The sequence below is a fragment of the Pseudomonas sp. 31 R 17 genome, assembly GCF_900004915.1.
GTDB lineage: Bacteria > Pseudomonadota > Gammaproteobacteria > Pseudomonadales > Pseudomonadaceae > Aquipseudomonas > Aquipseudomonas orientalis_A.
This window is the reverse complement of the sequence record NZ_CVTN01000062.1, coordinates 1-14,473: the sequence shown is the minus strand read 5'-3', so window position 1 is coordinate 14,473 and position 14,473 is coordinate 1. Positions and strand designations below refer to the sequence as shown.

General features: G+C 60.5%; 13 protein-coding genes. 8 read left to right on the top strand and 5 right to left on the bottom strand.

The genetic code is table 11. The features are described from left to right. The first annotated feature begins 52 nt into the window (after positions 1 to 52). Positions 53 to 532, top strand: a complete 480-nt coding sequence (gene coaD, locus BFP89_RS10015; RefSeq protein WP_003234650.1) for a pantetheine-phosphate adenylyltransferase — start codon at positions 53 to 55, stop codon at positions 530 to 532. Positions 533 to 633: 101 nt separating this feature from the next. Next, positions 634 to 885 carry a YfhL family 4Fe-4S dicluster ferredoxin gene (locus tag BFP89_RS10010; protein ID WP_065885332.1) on the top strand — a complete coding sequence of 84 codons (252 nt, stop codon included), beginning with the start codon at positions 634 to 636 and terminating at the stop codon, positions 883 to 885. A 139-nt stretch (positions 886 to 1,024) separates the two neighbouring features. Here BFP89_RS10010 and mutM read toward each other — a convergent pair whose 3' ends face one another. Both mutM and BFP89_RS10000 read right to left on the bottom strand, forming a co-directional pair. Beyond that, complete coding sequence (mutM, locus tag BFP89_RS10005) at positions 1,025 to 1,837, bottom strand: bifunctional DNA-formamidopyrimidine glycosylase/DNA-(apurinic or apyrimidinic site) lyase (protein ID WP_065885331.1); 813 nt, start codon at positions 1,835 to 1,837, stop codon at positions 1,025 to 1,027. A 21-nt stretch (positions 1,838 to 1,858) separates the two neighbouring features. Beyond that, the gene (locus BFP89_RS10000; protein ID WP_065885330.1) at positions 1,859 to 2,725 is read right to left on the bottom strand and encodes an HDOD domain-containing protein; all 867 of its coding nucleotides are present in this window, start codon (positions 2,723 to 2,725) and stop codon (positions 1,859 to 1,861) included. A 241-nt stretch (positions 2,726 to 2,966) separates the two neighbouring features. Here BFP89_RS10000 and BFP89_RS09995 point away from each other — a divergent pair, with 241 nt between their 5' ends. Beyond that, positions 2,967 to 4,163 (top strand): class I SAM-dependent rRNA methyltransferase, encoded by a 1,197-nt coding sequence (locus BFP89_RS09995; protein WP_065885329.1) that lies wholly within the window; start codon positions 2,967 to 2,969, stop codon positions 4,161 to 4,163. Positions 4,164 to 4,287: 124 nt separating this feature from the next. On the opposite strand, the gene BFP89_RS09990 is transcribed toward BFP89_RS09995, so the two are convergent. After that, entirely contained in the window at positions 4,288 to 4,746 is a 459-nt protein-coding gene (locus tag BFP89_RS09990) for an REP-associated tyrosine transposase (protein ID WP_065885328.1), read from the bottom strand. A gap of 418 nt (positions 4,747 to 5,164) precedes the next feature. On the opposite strand from BFP89_RS09990, the gene ilvD reads away from it, so the two are divergent. Beyond that, a complete protein-coding gene (ilvD, locus tag BFP89_RS09985) occupies positions 5,165 to 7,006 on the top strand; it encodes a dihydroxy-acid dehydratase (RefSeq protein ID WP_065885327.1) in 1,842 nt (613 codons plus the stop codon). Between the two features lie 164 nt (positions 7,007 to 7,170). Next, a complete protein-coding gene (locus tag BFP89_RS09980) occupies positions 7,171 to 8,631 on the top strand; it encodes a hypothetical protein (protein ID WP_141689076.1) in 1,461 nt (486 codons plus the stop codon). A gap of 238 nt (positions 8,632 to 8,869) precedes the next feature. Here BFP89_RS09980 and BFP89_RS09975 read toward each other — a convergent pair whose 3' ends face one another. Beyond that, a complete protein-coding gene (locus BFP89_RS09975) occupies positions 8,870 to 9,928 on the bottom strand; it encodes a phosphorylcholine phosphatase (protein ID WP_065885325.1) in 1,059 nt (352 codons plus the stop codon). Between the two features lie 241 nt (positions 9,929 to 10,169). Between BFP89_RS09975 and BFP89_RS09970 the strand changes: the two genes are divergently transcribed. Then, positions 10,170 to 11,561, top strand: a complete 1,392-nt coding sequence (locus BFP89_RS09970; RefSeq protein WP_065885324.1) for an L-cystine transporter — start codon at positions 10,170 to 10,172, stop codon at positions 11,559 to 11,561. Between the two features lie 85 nt (positions 11,562 to 11,646). On the opposite strand, the gene BFP89_RS09965 is transcribed toward BFP89_RS09970, so the two are convergent. Beyond that, the gene (locus tag BFP89_RS09965; protein ID WP_065885323.1) at positions 11,647 to 12,159 is read right to left on the bottom strand and encodes a dihydrofolate reductase; all 513 of its coding nucleotides are present in this window, start codon (positions 12,157 to 12,159) and stop codon (positions 11,647 to 11,649) included. A 69-nt stretch (positions 12,160 to 12,228) separates the two neighbouring features. Here BFP89_RS09965 and BFP89_RS09960 point away from each other — a divergent pair, with 69 nt between their 5' ends. Both BFP89_RS09960 and BFP89_RS09955 read left to right on the top strand, forming a co-directional pair. Continuing rightward, positions 12,229 to 13,608 (top strand): DUF2868 domain-containing protein, encoded by a 1,380-nt coding sequence (locus BFP89_RS09960; RefSeq protein ID WP_065885322.1) that lies wholly within the window; start codon positions 12,229 to 12,231, stop codon positions 13,606 to 13,608. Next, positions 13,601 to 14,473 (top strand): GTPase/DUF3482 domain-containing protein (locus tag BFP89_RS09955; RefSeq protein WP_141689075.1); only part of this gene is annotated, 873 nt, incomplete at its 3' end. The genes BFP89_RS09960 and BFP89_RS09955, both read left to right, overlap by 8 nt.

Below are 14,473 nucleotides of genomic sequence, written 5' to 3'. Positions count from 1 at the left end.
GGATGGCTGCGATACCATCCGATTCCCCAACGGACTCCGCCAGGACGACGCGATGAACCGAGTGTTGTACCCAGGTACCTTCGACCCGATTACCAAAGGCCATGGCGATCTGGTCGAACGCGCCTCTCGCCTGTTCGACCATGTGATCATCGCGGTTGCCGCCAGCCCCAAGAAAAACCCGTTGTTTCCCCTGGAGCAACGCGTGGAGCTGGCACGTGAAGTCACCCGGCACCTGCCTAATGTGGAAGTGGTGGGCTTTTCGACACTGCTGGCGCACTTTGCCAAGGAGCAGAACGCCAATGTGTTCCTGCGTGGCCTGCGCGCGGTGTCGGATTTCGAATATGAATTCCAGCTGGCCAACATGAACCGCCAATTGGCGCCGGACGTGGAAAGCCTGTTCCTCACGCCGTCGGAACGTTATTCGTTCATTTCCTCGACGTTGGTGCGCGAAATCGCCGCTTTGGGCGGAGATATCACCAAGTTCGTGCACCCGGCCGTGGCGGACGCGCTCACCCTGCGCTTCAAGAAGTAAGACCGCTCACTCGGCGCCCGCTCGCACTGCGGGCGCCAATGCGGCACAATTGCGCGCATTCGTTTTCAATGCCCTGGCTGACAGCCCTGGCAGGAGTTTTCATGTCCCTGATCATCACCGACGATTGCATCAATTGCGACGTCTGCGAACCCGAGTGCCCGAACGCTGCGATTTCCCAGGGTGAAGAGATCTATGTGATCGATCCCAACCTGTGCACGCAATGTGTCGGCCACTACGACGAACCCCAGTGCCAGCAGGTGTGCCCGGTGGATTGCATTCCGCTGGATGAGGCGCATCCGGAGACTGAAGAGCAGTTGATGGAGAAGTATCGGAAGATTACCGGTAAGGATTGAGGTTCTTTAGCGCCTGTAAAGGCCTCATCGGGGGCAAGCCCCCTCCCACACTTTGATTTGTGAATACATTCAAAATGTGGGAGGGGCGGTGCGACGATTCGACTTGCCCCCGATGGCTATAGCAGCCCTTACACAGTAATCAGCTCTGACACTTGGGACAAAACACACTCGCCCGCTGCCCCAGCAGCACATTGCGCAACTCGGTCCCGCAGACCTTGCACGCCTCGCCGCCTCGGCCATACACGAACAGTTCCTGCTGGAAATACCCCGGCTGCCCGTCGCCGCCGATAAAATCGCGCAGGGTGGTACCGCCCCGCTCGATCGCCGCAGCCAGCACGCGCTTGATTTCGATCGCCAGCCTCAGGTAGCGCGCCCGCGATATACCGCCCGCCGCACGACGCGGATCGATCCCCGCCGCAAACAGCGCTTCGGTCGCATAGATATTGCCCACGCCCACCACCACGGCGTTATCCATGATGAACGGCTTCACTGCCATCGACCGTCCACGGGACTGCTGGAACAAGCGTTCGCCATCAAACAGCGCGGTCAACGGCTCGGGCCCCAGGCGGATCAGCAGCTCGTGGTTGTGCGGGTCCTGGCTCCAGAGCATTGCGCCGAAACGCCGGGGGTCGGTGTAGCGCAGGGCCAGGCCGGATTCCAGCTCGATGTCCACATGCTCATGCTTGGCCGCAGGCATGCCCACTTCCACCAGGCGCAGGTTGCCCGACATGCCCAGGTGGCTGATCAAGGTGCCCACTTCGGCGTTGATCAACAGGTACTTGGCGCGCCGCTCCACCAGCACGATGCGCTGCCCGGACAGGCGCACATCAAGGTCTTCGGGGATCGGCCAGCGCAGGCGACGCTCACGCACCACCACACGGCTGACGCGCTGGCCCTCCAGGTGAGGGGCAATCCCGCGCCGGGTGGTTTCGACTTCTGGTAACTCAGGCATGTGTACCTCGGGAAGAAAGGCTCAGTGCGCGCCCAGTTCGCGGATCGACAACTTCATGCTTTCGAAGTCGTAGTCCGACAGACCCACGTAATCGAGCACCAGAGGGCTGATCGCATCCCACTCATGGTCAACGGCCTGGTTGCCCAGCACGCGATAGGACGAACAGATGTGTTCGGCCATTTTCAGGATCGCCAGCAGGTTCTTGAGGACGGGGTTGCGCGACGACTCATCGCTGAAAATCGCCAGGGCGTTGTGGTGATTGGCGATGGCGTCAGTGACATGCTCCGGCAGGCGCCAGGACTTGGCGGTGTAGTAACCCACCACGGCATGGTTGGTGTTGAACGCGTTGTTCTCGGTGTCGACCACGCGGCAATCCGGGCCGGCATTGGCGTACGCCTGCTCCAGCACCGTCATGTAGTTCGGGAACCGCTTGAGCATCAGCGGCACGCCGCAATCGTGAAACAGGCCCAGGGCATAGGCCTCGTCAACCGTCTGGGAGCCGGTGCGCTTGGCCAGGCTCAGGCACGTCATGGCCACATCCTGGGCGGTGTCCCAGAAGCGGTTGAGCGTGACGATGGTGTCGTCGCTCATCTCGCCCTTGATCGACAGCGCATTGATCAGGTTGATGACCGAGCGGCTGCCCAACAGGTTCACCGCGCGCTGAATCGAGGCGATCTTGTTGCTCAGGCCGTAATACGGCGAGTTGACGATCTTCAGTAATGCGCCGGACAGGCCCGGGTCCTGGGCGATCAACCGGGCGATCACTTCCAGGTCCGGGTCGGGCATGTACTGCTCCATCTGCAAATCCACCATGATTTGCGGCTGGGGCGGTACGCTGATGCCTTGCAGGACCTGCTGGATCTGTTCGGCGGAAAGCTCTTGGGACATAAGTACACACTCTGGGCTAGGTGTGGATTCTACCCTTTAAGCAGACCGGGCCGACACCCAAATGCCCGATTGAAACTCGATCAAATGTGGGAGGGGGCTTGCCCCCGATTGCGGTATATCAGTGAAAGATGAGCTGACTGACCCACCGCTATCGGGGGCAAGCCCCCTCCCACATGTCCGGCGGCGCCGCCAAGCAATGCACAACACGGTATACTCCCGCTCTTTTTTCCGGAGCGACGTCATGTCCCTGCCAAGCCTGCGTCTCAAAGCCAACGCCGATCGTCGTTTGCGCAACGGCCACCTGTGGGTCTACAGCAACGAAATCGACGTGGCCGCCACCCCACTCCACGGCTTCCAGGCAGGCGACCAGGCTATCCTGGAAGCGGCCGGCGGCAAGACCCTGGGCATCGTGGCCATGAGCCCGAACAACCTGATCTGCGCCCGCCTGCTGTCGCGCGACATCAAGTTGCCGTTGGACAAGTCGCTGCTGGTGCACCGCCTGAACGTCGCCCTGTCCCTGCGCGAGCGCCTGTTCGACAAGCCGTTCTACCGCCTGGTCTATGGCGATTCCGACCTGCTGCCGGGCCTGGTGGTCGACCGTTTCGGCGATATCCTGGTGGTGCAGATCGCCTCGGCGACCATGGAAGCCCATAAAGAAGACGTGATCGCTGCCCTGACCCAGGTGCTCAAGCCCAGCGGCATCCTGTTCAAGAACGACTCCGCCGCGCGCGACGCCGAAGGCCTCAACCGCTATGTCGAAACCGTATTCGGCCTGGTGCCGGAATGGGTGGCGCTGGAAGAAAACGGCGTGAAATTCGAAGCCCCGGTGATCCAGGGCCAGAAAACCGGCTGGTTCTACGACCACCGCATGAACCGCGCACGCCTGGCGCCGTATGCCAAAGGCAAGCGCGTTCTGGACCTGTACAGCTACATCGGCGGCTGGGGCGTGCAAGCCGCCGCTTTCGGCGCCAGTGAAGTGTTCTGCGTCGACGCGTCGGCCTTCGCCCTCGACGGCGTGGAGCGCAACGCCGCGCTCAACGGCGTGGCCGAGAAGATGACCTGCATCGAAGGCGACGTCTTCGAAGCGTTGAAAGAACTGAAAGCCAGCGAAGAACGCTTTGACGTGATCGTCGCCGACCCACCGGCCTTCATCAAACGCAAAAAAGACATGAAAAACGGCGAAGGCGCCTACCGCCGCCTGAACGAGCAGGCCATGCGCCTGCTCAGCAAGGACGGCATCCTCGTCAGCGCCTCGTGCTCCATGCACCTGCCCGAAGACGACCTGCAAAACATCCTGCTCACCAGCGCTCGCCACCTGGACCGCAACATCCAGATGCTCGAACGCGGCGGCCAGGGCCCGGATCATCCGGTGCACCCGGCGATTGTCGAGACGCGGTATATCAAGAGCATTACGTGCCGTTTGTTGCCCAATAGCTAAACCGACCACCTTGTAGGAGCGAGCTTGCTCGCGAAGAACGAATAGACGCCACGGGCTACCTGATAGCGCTGCGTTATCGTTGACGTTCTTCGCGAGCAAGCTCGCTCCTACAGGTAGAGGTGTCTTATAGCCAGATGGCGTCCCATAGCGGGTATTGGCCAATGTGCTCGACCAAGCCCGCGCGCAGTGGGTTTGCGACGATGTAGCGAGCCATTGCCTTCAAGTCCTCCTCACGACGCAGCGCCCTGTCGAAATAGCCTTTTTGCCAAAGCACTCCGAAGGACTGTCTTGCCTTATTGACTGCACGGGCACTTCGCGATTTGGTTCGCTGCATGAGCCTGGGCAAATCGCCGTTGTGCAACTCCACCAGCCAGTGGAAATGGTCGGGCATGACCACCCAGGCCAGTGACGTTGCATCTCCATCTTCCTCAGCCTTTCTGAATTCGCGGACCAGCAAGCGACCGATAAGCCAGTCTTGAAAAATGCGTTGCCGTTGATGGGTAACAGCCGTTAGCAAGTAGATACGACCCGACTCTGAATAGCGCGCCTTGCGCAGCCGATAAGCATTTTGCTGAGTGGACATTCCTTCGTCCTCTTCTGTGATTGGAAGAGAAACGGTAGGAGCTGAAACGCCAATCAGCCCTCAAACAATTGTTCTGGATATGTCCGTCCTTGTAGGAGCGAGCTTGCTCGCGAAAAACAAATAGACGCCACCGGCTACCTGATAGCGCCGCGTTATCGTTGACGATCTTCACGAGCAAGCTCGCTCCTACAGGTAGACGGCCATTCCCTCCAGCCGCCAGCGGTGTAGAATCGGCCCTATTCATCGCCAGTCATCCCCCGGCGGGTTTATGAGCTCGAGGCCCAAGCACGCGGCGATCCCGCGACGCGAGTGGCAACTTCCGGACACACGGCCATTTTCTGAGTGTTCCAGACGTCAATAGAAGCTCACTCCCCTTTAGCACCTGATTAGTAAGTGATTAGCCGCCCGGAGTGCTCCAATGCCTGATTACCGCTCGAAAACATCCACCCACGGCCGCAACATGGCCGGCGCGCGCGCATTGTGGCGTGCCACGGGGATGAAAGATGACGACTTCAAGAAGCCGATCATCGCGATTGCCAACTCGTTTACCCAGTTCGTACCCGGCCACGTCCACCTCAAGGACCTGGGCCAACTGGTCGCCCGCGAGATCGAACGCGCCGGCGGCGTGGCCAAGGAATTCAATACCATCGCCGTGGATGACGGCATCGCCATGGGCCATGACGGCATGCTGTATTCGCTGCCGAGCCGCGAGATCATCGCCGACTCCGTGGAGTACATGGTCAACGCCCACTGCGCCGACGCCATTGTGTGCATCTCCAACTGCGACAAGATCACCCCCGGCATGCTGATGGCCGCCCTGCGCCTGAACATTCCGGTGATCTTCGTCTCCGGCGGCCCGATGGAAGCCGGCAAGACCAAGCTTGCCTCACATGGCCTGGACCTGGTCGACGCCATGGTCATCGCCGCCGATTCCAGCGCGTCTGACGAGAAGGTCGCGGAATACGAGCGCAGCGCTTGCCCGACCTGCGGTTCGTGCTCCGGCATGTTCACCGCCAACTCGATGAACTGCCTGGTGGAAGCCCTGGGCCTGGCCTTGCCGGGCAACGGTTCCACACTGGCCACCCACAGCGACCGCGAGCAGCTGTTCCTGCAGGCCGGCCGCACCATCGTCGAGCTGTGCAAGCGTTACTACACCGAGAATGATGAGTCGGTGTTGCCGCGCAATATCGCCAACTTCAAGGCGTTCGAGAACGCCATGACCCTGGACATCGCCATGGGCGGTTCCACCAATACCATCCTGCATTTGCTGGCCGCCGCCCAGGAAGCCGAGATCGACTTCGACCTGCGCGACATCGACCGCCTGTCACGCCACGTGCCGCAGCTGTGCAAGGTCGCGCCGAACATCCAGAAGTACCACATGGAAGACGTGCACCGCGCCGGCGGGATCTTCTCGATCCTCGGCTCCCTGGCGCGTGGCGGCCTGTTGCACACTGACCTGCCGACCGTGCACAGCAAATCCCTGGCCGAAGGCATCGCCAAGTGGGACATCACCCAGACTGACGACGAAGCGGTGCATCACTTCTTCAAAGCCGGCCCGGCGGGTATCCCGACCCAGACCGCGTTCAGCCAGTCGACCCGTTGGGACACTCTGGACGACGACCGTGAAAACGGCTGCATCCGCAGCGTCGAGCACGCCTACTCGCAAGAAGGCGGCCTGGCCGTGCTGTACGGCAACATCGCCCTCGACGGTTGCGTGGTGAAAACCGCCGGTGTGGATGAATCCATCCACGTCTTCGAAGGCCGCGCCAAGATCTACGAAAGCCAGGACAGCTCGGTACGCGGCATCCTCGCCGACGAAGTGAAAGAAGGCGACATCGTGATCATCCGCTACGAAGGCCCGAAAGGCGGCCCGGGTATGCAGGAAATGCTCTACCCCACGTCGTACCTCAAGTCCAAAGGCCTGGGCAAGGCCTGCGCCCTGCTCACCGACGGCCGCTTCTCCGGCGGCACATCGGGCCTGTCCATCGGCCACGCTTCGCCGGAAGCTGCTGCCGGTGGCGCGATTGGTCTGGTACAGGATGGCGACAAGGTGCTGATCGACATCCCGAACCGCTCGATCAACCTGTTGGTCAGCGATGAAGAACTGGCGGCACGTCGGGTCGAGCAGGACAAGAAGGGCTGGAAACCGGTGGAGAAACGTCCACGCAAGGTGACCACTGCGTTGAAGGCGTATGCGCTGCTGGCGACCAGTGCCGACAAGGGCGCCGTGCGTAACAAGGCGATGCTGGATGGGCTGTAAGTCTAATCTGCCTTCGCTCTATCGCTGCCCTTGAAAAATGCCCCGTACCCACGGGGCATTTTTTTACCCCGCCTGACGCGCCGCGTCCCTTGCACTGCCATCTGGAACCCTTTTACCGAATCGCCCACCAAGCGAGACGATCGATTTAACCAAAGGGTGGTGCGATGAAGATATCGGACGGCATTCCTCCAGCAGAATTTCGGGCCCGGGACTATGCCCCCTCTGCACCTCAGCGCTCTGAAAACAGCACCAGGCGTTTACGTCCTGACGAAATGGCCAATACCTTGCTCGGCAAAACCATAAGCCCTGAAACTGCGTTTCGGATGAGGGAAATGGTCACGGTGGACAGCCGAGGCATGATCACTAAAGTTCAACCCAGGCACTTGTCCAACAGCAACTTTACAGACATCTCCAATTCAATCACCGCGCCACTGACTCAGCGACCACAGCCTGCGCAAGAGCTGATAAGGACGCCCAAGGAAGTGCTGTTGGCGTTGACCCTTGCGATTGCAGAGTCGGAGCTGGATACCTCGATCAAAACGCCCATCATCGAGCGCCTTAAAGTAAGCTGGCTGGATAACAGGAGTTCAAGAGACATTACGCAAAACCTTATAACGCAGCTTCAGCGCGACCTGTCATTCGAACCGGAAAAAAACCAGGCGTTACTGTCGAGAATAGAGGACATATCAAACACCCTGGAGAAGGAATTTTATATTACCAAACGCAATGACAATTACTATGGACGGCTTTTCGACACTGCGTTTTCAGAATATGTAATTAACAATCCCACGGCACAATCGCACCACATCAACGAATTGCTGACGCAAAAACTTCTAGCGGACTTCAATAGTTACCCACCTGCCATGCAACTCGCGCTGTGCGCGGAAATCCATCAGAGGATGCGCGACGACCCACCCGGATGGCGCGAACAGATCAAGGAAACTCAAGAATTCCTGCGAGCCTTCGATACGCAAAAATTTACCGCCATGCTGCAAAGTCGCGACCCTTATGCGATTCCATTGACCTTGTCGCTGGCAGTGAAATATATGTTGGTGGCCCCGAATTTACGGCCACTGGCGGAGGTGGCAACGCAGCACTATATCGATGTCATCGAGAACCAGCGAGAGCGGATTGAATCTCTCGAAAACAGCAACTTTCGCAGCGATCGATACGGGCTATTGCTACCTTATCAGTCAGCACCACAGCAACCGACCCGCCTGCTGGGCACCAAGGGCATCAGGCCGATTGACTGCTACCAACTTACCACACAGAAAATAACTCCACACAATCGAGCCGCGCTGCACGCTGAGCGTGCAATAGGCACCGGCATGTCCGGCAGCACCAACGTGTTGAACTATTTATTTAAAAGTCTGACCGAGGAAGGCAAGGTATTTTCCATGGAGCATGCGAAAACCCTGACGGCGGCCTATCTCACCTTCAGCGGAGGCCACTCGCTTAACGAAGCCTATACGGTGTTTTCGTATAACGATCAAAAAAACTTCACGCCTCTATTGTTTAATCAACTGGCAGGCGCGGACCAATATAACGCCGCCGCAGTAGAATACGCTTATCAAAGAGTGCTTGATGCCTGCAAATTGTTGAACACTTCACGCTCGGGGCATTGATTTTATAGATACTTTTTAAATCCCCAACACTGAATTGCCTGAAAAATCAGGGAAGGACGTAAACCGCCATCTGTAGGAGCGAGCTTGCTCGCGAAAGACGTCAACGACAACGCGCGCTTCCTGACTGAACGCGGTGCCTGTGAGCTTTTCGCGAGCAAGAGCTAGGCACCCCCCCTCGCTCCTACAAAAGCGTTATCAGGGCAAGCCCCCTCCCACATTTTTTACTGCATCCAGCCTGTTACTGGATATCTTCCGGCTTGACGATCACCCAGTTCTTGTCCGCCGTCACCGGCAACCCTTCCTTGGCCTGCGCCGCCGCGTGCTTGGCGATCATGCCATTAAGCTGGGTCATGTATTTGTCCTTGCGGTTGATCCACAGGTGAATGCCGCCCTTGGCCACATCCACGTCATGAAACAGCATGTAGCCGTCGCTGGTGGGCGTGTCGCCGCCGACGATCACTGGTTTTTTCCATTCGTCGATATAGGTGAGGATCGCCGCGTGCTTGCCGGCCATCCAGGTCGCCGGGGTCCACAGATACGGGGTCAGTTCCAGGCCGAGGTTGGCCTTCTCGTCATACTTGCCGGCGGCAATCTGTTTGCGCGCGGTGGTCAGTTCGCCTGTGTTGCGGTCCTTGAGCAGGGTGGTTACGCCGATCACATTCTCGGGTTTGACGTTGTAGCCGTACTTCGGATCGGCGGCGACCATGCGCACCAGTTCCTCGGAGGCGGCGGTCATCACGTACACCTCGATGCCGTTTTCCATCAGCTTGTTGTACAGCTCGGCCTGGCCGGTGAAGATTTTCGGTGGCTGCACCTCGGACTTTTTCACCGTATCGCCTTCAAAATAGCTGACGGGAACGGGTTTGCCGGAGGCCATCAATTCGTCGACCTGGACCTTGAGTTCCTTGAGCGTAAACCCGGAAAACACCTGGGCCACCCACGGGTAGCACACCATGTCGTCCACTTCGCAGAGGCGATAGTAGTAACTGAACAGGCTTTCCTTATGGTCGGCGGTGTCTTTGAACGGCATCAGCTTGAGCGACGGATCGAGGCTGTCGCGGGTGATCAGGCCCTTGTGTTCCATGTACGGCAGCAAGGACTCTTCAAGGTCGTAGCGGTAGCTGGTGTTGTCCATGTCGAACACCGCGAAGTTACCCTTGTTGGCGTTGGCGGCGATCATCTCGTTCAACTGTTTGGCGGCAGGCGCCGGCCAGTGTTTCAACTCGGTGGCGGCGAATACCTGGCTGGCGAGTCCGAGGCAAAGCGCGGCGGCAAGCAATTTCGGCGCAAGCTTCATAAGCGTTTCTTCCTGAGTGAAAAACATCGACGCTAACAAATCCCTGTGACAGTTCCCGTGTCGAGCCCGACCGTGTGCATCCTGATCCCGCCACGGTCGTACGTCAGAGCGTCAAGCGCTTATTCCAAAAACGACAGTCACCATTCCATATCGGTATTAAATCAATATATTTCAAGCTGTTAGGCTTCCCGGTTCGCAATCGCAGGCTCGCGCGATTGGCTGCCTTCTCAACGGAGCTTCAATGAATCTTCCCCTGATTCTCAACTTACTGGTGTTCGTGGCCCTGTTGCTGGGCCTGGCACAAACCCGCCGTACGAACTGGAGCCTGGCCAAGAAGGTCCTGTTCGCCCTGGTGCTTGGCGTGGTGTTCGGTGTGGTGCTGCACGCCATCTACGGGGCCGGTCACCCGGTACTCAAGGCCTCCATCGGCTGGTTTGACCTGGTCGGCAACGGCTATGTGCAACTGCTGCAAATGATCGTGATCCCGCTGGTGTTCGCCTCGATCCTCAGTGCCGTGGCGCGCCTGCACAACGCCTCGTCCCTGGGCAAGATCAGCTTCCTGACCATCGGCACTTTGCTGTTCACCACCGCGATCGCGGCGCTGATCGGTATCGGCCTGACCAACCTGTTCGGCCTCACCGCCGAAGGGCTGGTCGCCGGCACCCAGGAAATGGCGCGCCTGCAAGTGATCCAGAACGATTACGCGGGCAAGGTCGCCGACCTGAATATCCCGCAATTGCTGCTGTCGTTCGTGCCGGCCAACCCGTTCGCCGACCTGGCCCGGGCCAAGCCGACGTCGATCATCAGCGTGGTGATTTTCGCCGCGTTCCTGGGGGTTGCCGCGCTGCAACTGCTCAAGGACGACGTGGAAAAAGGCCAGAAGGTGCTCAACGCCATCGACACCCTGCAAGCCTGGGTGATGCGCCTGGTGCGCCTGGTCATGAAACTGACCCCGTACGGTGTCCTGGCGCTGATGACCAAGGTGGTTGCCAGCTCCAACCTGCAGGACATCATCAAGCTCGGCAGCTTTGTCGTGGTGTCGTACCTGGCCCTGGGCCTGATGTTTGTGGTACATGGCCTGTTGCTGTCGCTGGCCGGGGTCAATCCGCTGCGCTTCTTCCGCAAGGTCTGGCCGGTACTGACCTTTGCCTTCACCAGCCGCTCCAGCGCCGCCTCGATCCCCTTGAGTATTGAAGCGCAGACCCGCCGCCTGGGTATCCCGCAGTCCATTGCCGGTTTCGCCGCTTCGTTTGGCGCGACCATCGGCCAGAACGGCTGTGCAGGGCTCTATCCGGCGATGTTGGCGGTGATGGTCGCGCCGACTGTCGGCATCAACCCGCTGGACCCGCTGTGGATCGCGACACTGGTAGCGATTGTGACCCTGAGCTCGGCCGGTGTGGCGGGTGTGGGCGGTGGTGCGACTTTCGCGGCATTGATCGTGCTGCCGGCCATGGGCTTGCCGGTGTCACTGGTGGCGCTGCTGATTTCCGTGGAGCCGCTGATCGACATGGGCCGTACGGCGCTGAACGTGAATGGCTCGATGACGGCGGGGGCGATTACCAGCCAGATCATGGGGCAGACGGACAAGGCGCTGCTCGAGGCCGATGAGCATGCTGAGTTAGCGCAGGTCTGATAGAGCGCTATCGGGGGCAAGCCCCCTCCCACATGTTGATGTGTGAATACATTCAAGTGTGGGAGGGGGCCTGCCCCCGATGCTTTTAAGCTTTCTCCCAGACTTCAAAGTTGTAAGCCGGTTTATCCCCTTCGGCTGGGTTCTCCACATTCGACACCAGCCTCCACTGGTTCGCATCAAACGCCGGAAACCACGCATCTCCCTCCGGGCTCAACGCCACCCGGGTCAGGTACAGGCGATCCGCCTGCTCCAGCCCCTGGGCATACAACTGCGCGCCGCCGATCAACATCAGCTCGTCCACGCCCTGGGCCTTGGCCCACTCCTCCGCGCGCGCTATCGCCGCCTCCAGTGACGCAAATACTTGCGCACCTTCGAGCACTAGGTCGGTCTGACGACTGACCACAATGTTCAGCCGCCCCGGCAACGGTCGGCCCAGGGAATCCCAGGTCTTGCGCCCCATGATGATCGGCTTGCCCAGGGTGGTGGCCTTGAAATACTTGAAATCCCCCGGCAAATGCCAGGGCATGCTGTTGTCGACGCCGATCACGCGGTTTTCACCGAGGGCTGCGATCAGGCTTAAAGGGAGAGTTTTTTTCATGGTCACGAGAATACCAGAGCTGCGAGTCAGCAGTTATGCTCCAACCTCACGAACACAACAGGATGGCGCGTGACTGCACTGAACCCGCTGCACAACCTCTGGCTGACCGAAACCGTACGCCTGCGCGAAGAACACGCAGGCCCTCTGGAAGATCTCGAAGCCAACCGCCTGGCCCGCACGGCCGGTGGCGACCTGCCGACGCGCATCGTGCATCGCGCGCTGCACCTGGCCGAACGCGATGGCCTGACCGGCGCCCTCACACGCTGGCTGCAAGGCGCACGCCTGGCCCTGGTGCTGCTGGCGATCGTCGCGATTATCAGCGGCGCCGGCCTGGCGTTTGCCGCCCTGGGCAACGGCCTCGCCCCGGTCAATGTGTTCTGGGCCCTGGGCAGCCTGCTCGGCCTGAACCTGATCCTGCTGCTCGGTTGGGCCCTGGGGCTGGTGTTTGCCGGCGAACACAGTGCCAGCCTCGGTCGCCTGTGGCTGTGGCTCAGTGAAAAACTCGCCCGCGACGCCAAGGCCGCGCAACTGGCGCCGGCACTGCTGCTGTTGCTACAGCGCCAGAAGCTCAATCGCTGGGCAGTCGGCGTGCTGGTCAACAGCCTGTGGTCACTGGCGTTGCTCAGCGCCATGCTGATGTTGCTGATGCTGCTCGCCACCCGACGTTACGGCTTTGTGTGGGAAACCACCATCCTCGGTGCCGACACCTTCATCGCCGTCACCCAGGCCCTCGGCACCCTGCCCGCTTTGCTGGGCTTCAACGTGCCGACCGTCGACATGATCCGCGCCAGCGGCGATTCCGCCCTGAATATCGAAAACGCCCGCCAAGCCTGGGCCGCCTGGCTGGTGGGCGTGCTGCTGGTCTACGGCCTGTTGCCCCGAGCGGTCCTTGCCCTGTTCTGCCTGTGGCGCTGGAAAATCGGACGTGCGGCATTGCGCCTGGACCTCAACCTGCCCGGCTACGCCCAACTGCGCGAACGCCTGATGCCCAGCAGCGAACGGCTTGGGGTCAACGATGCCGCCCCCGAACAGTTGCATCACGTCAGCGGCGGCGTCAGCGAGATGCAAAGCGACGGCGCCTTGCTGGTGGCCATCGAACTCGATGATCAGCACCCCTGGCCGCCCAAACTGCCCGCCAATGTGAAGAACGCCGGCGTCCTCGACAGCCGCGAATCGCGCAACAAACTGCTGGAACAACTCAGCCGATTCCCCCCCGCGCGCCTGACCATCGTCTGCGACCCGCGCCGCTCGCCCGACCGTGGCAGCCTGGCGCTGATCGCCGAACTGGCACGCAGCGCCACCGCCACCCGCGTATGGCTGCTGCAGGCGCCGCCCGGCCAGGCGCTGGACGCCGAGCGCCTGGGCGACTGGCACAGCGCGCTGCAACAGCTTGAGCTGCCCTTCGCCGATTGCGCGCCGCTGAACTGGCTGGAGACCGGTCATGACTAAACCGCTGAAGCTCGCCGTGGTCGGCCATACCAATGTGGGCAAGACCTCGCTGCTGCGCACCCTGACCCGCGATGTCGGCTTTGGCGAAGTCTCCCATCGCCCCAGCACCACGCGGCATGTGGAGGGCGCACGCTTGTCGGTGGATGGCCAAGCCTTGCTGGAGTTGTACGACACGCCCGGCCTGGAAGATGCCATCGCCCTGCTCGACTACCTGGAGCGCCTGGACCGCCCCGGCGAACGCCTCGATGGTCCGGCACGCCTGGCGCGGTTCCTGGAGGGCAGCGAGGCGCGCCAACGCTTTGAACAGGAAGCCAAGGTACTGCGCCAACTGCTGGCCTCGGACGCCGGTCTGTATGTGATCGATGCCCGCGAGCCGGTGCTGGCCAAATACCGTGACGAGCTGCAAGTGCTGGCCAGTTGCGGCAAACCGTTGCTGCCGGTGCTCAATTTCGTCAGCAGCGCCGACCACCGCGAACCGGACTGGCGCGAAGCCCTGGCCCGCCTCGGCCTGCATGCGCTGGTGCGTTTCGACAGTGTGGCGCCGCCCGAAGACGGCGAGCGCCGATTGTATGAAAGCCTGGCCCTGCTGCTGGAAACTGCACGGCCACAGTTGGAGCGGCTGATTGCCGATCAGGAAGCCCAGCGCCAGGCCCGCCAGCAAAGCGCCGCGCGCTTGATCGCCGAACTGTTGATCGACTGCGCGGCCTGCCGTCGCAGTGTGGTGACTGAAGATGAACCCCAAGCCATCAGTGATTTACGCAACGCGGTGCGCCAGCGCGAACAGAAATGTGTGGAAGCGTTACTCAAGCTATTTGGTTTCCGCCCCCAGGACGCCGCCGCCAGTGACTTGCCGCTGCTGGACGGG

Bases quoted from the DNA above. Each gene is read 5' to 3' on its own strand.
- coaD (WP_003234650.1), top strand. From the start codon at position 53: ATGAACCGAGTGTTGTACCCAGGTACCTTCGACCCGATTACCAAAGGC.
- BFP89_RS10010 (WP_065885332.1), top strand. From the start codon at position 634: ATGTCCCTGATCATCACCGACGATTGCATCAATTGCGACGTCTGCGAA.
- mutM (WP_065885331.1), bottom strand. From the start codon at position 1,837: ATGCCTGAGTTACCAGAAGTCGAAACCACCCGGCGCGGGATTGCCCCT.
- BFP89_RS10000 (WP_065885330.1), bottom strand. From the start codon at position 2,725: ATGTCCCAAGAGCTTTCCGCCGAACAGATCCAGCAGGTCCTGCAAGGC.
- BFP89_RS09995 (WP_065885329.1), top strand. From the start codon at position 2,967: ATGTCCCTGCCAAGCCTGCGTCTCAAAGCCAACGCCGATCGTCGTTTG.
- BFP89_RS09990 (WP_065885328.1), bottom strand. From the start codon at position 4,746: ATGTCCACTCAGCAAAATGCTTATCGGCTGCGCAAGGCGCGCTATTCA.
- ilvD (WP_065885327.1), top strand. From the start codon at position 5,165: ATGCCTGATTACCGCTCGAAAACATCCACCCACGGCCGCAACATGGCC.
- BFP89_RS09980 (WP_141689076.1), top strand. From the start codon at position 7,171: ATGAAGATATCGGACGGCATTCCTCCAGCAGAATTTCGGGCCCGGGAC.
- BFP89_RS09975 (WP_065885325.1), bottom strand. From the start codon at position 9,928: ATGAAGCTTGCGCCGAAATTGCTTGCCGCCGCGCTTTGCCTCGGACTC.
- BFP89_RS09970 (WP_065885324.1), top strand. From the start codon at position 10,170: ATGAATCTTCCCCTGATTCTCAACTTACTGGTGTTCGTGGCCCTGTTG.
- BFP89_RS09965 (WP_065885323.1), bottom strand. From the start codon at position 12,159: ATGAAAAAAACTCTCCCTTTAAGCCTGATCGCAGCCCTCGGTGAAAAC.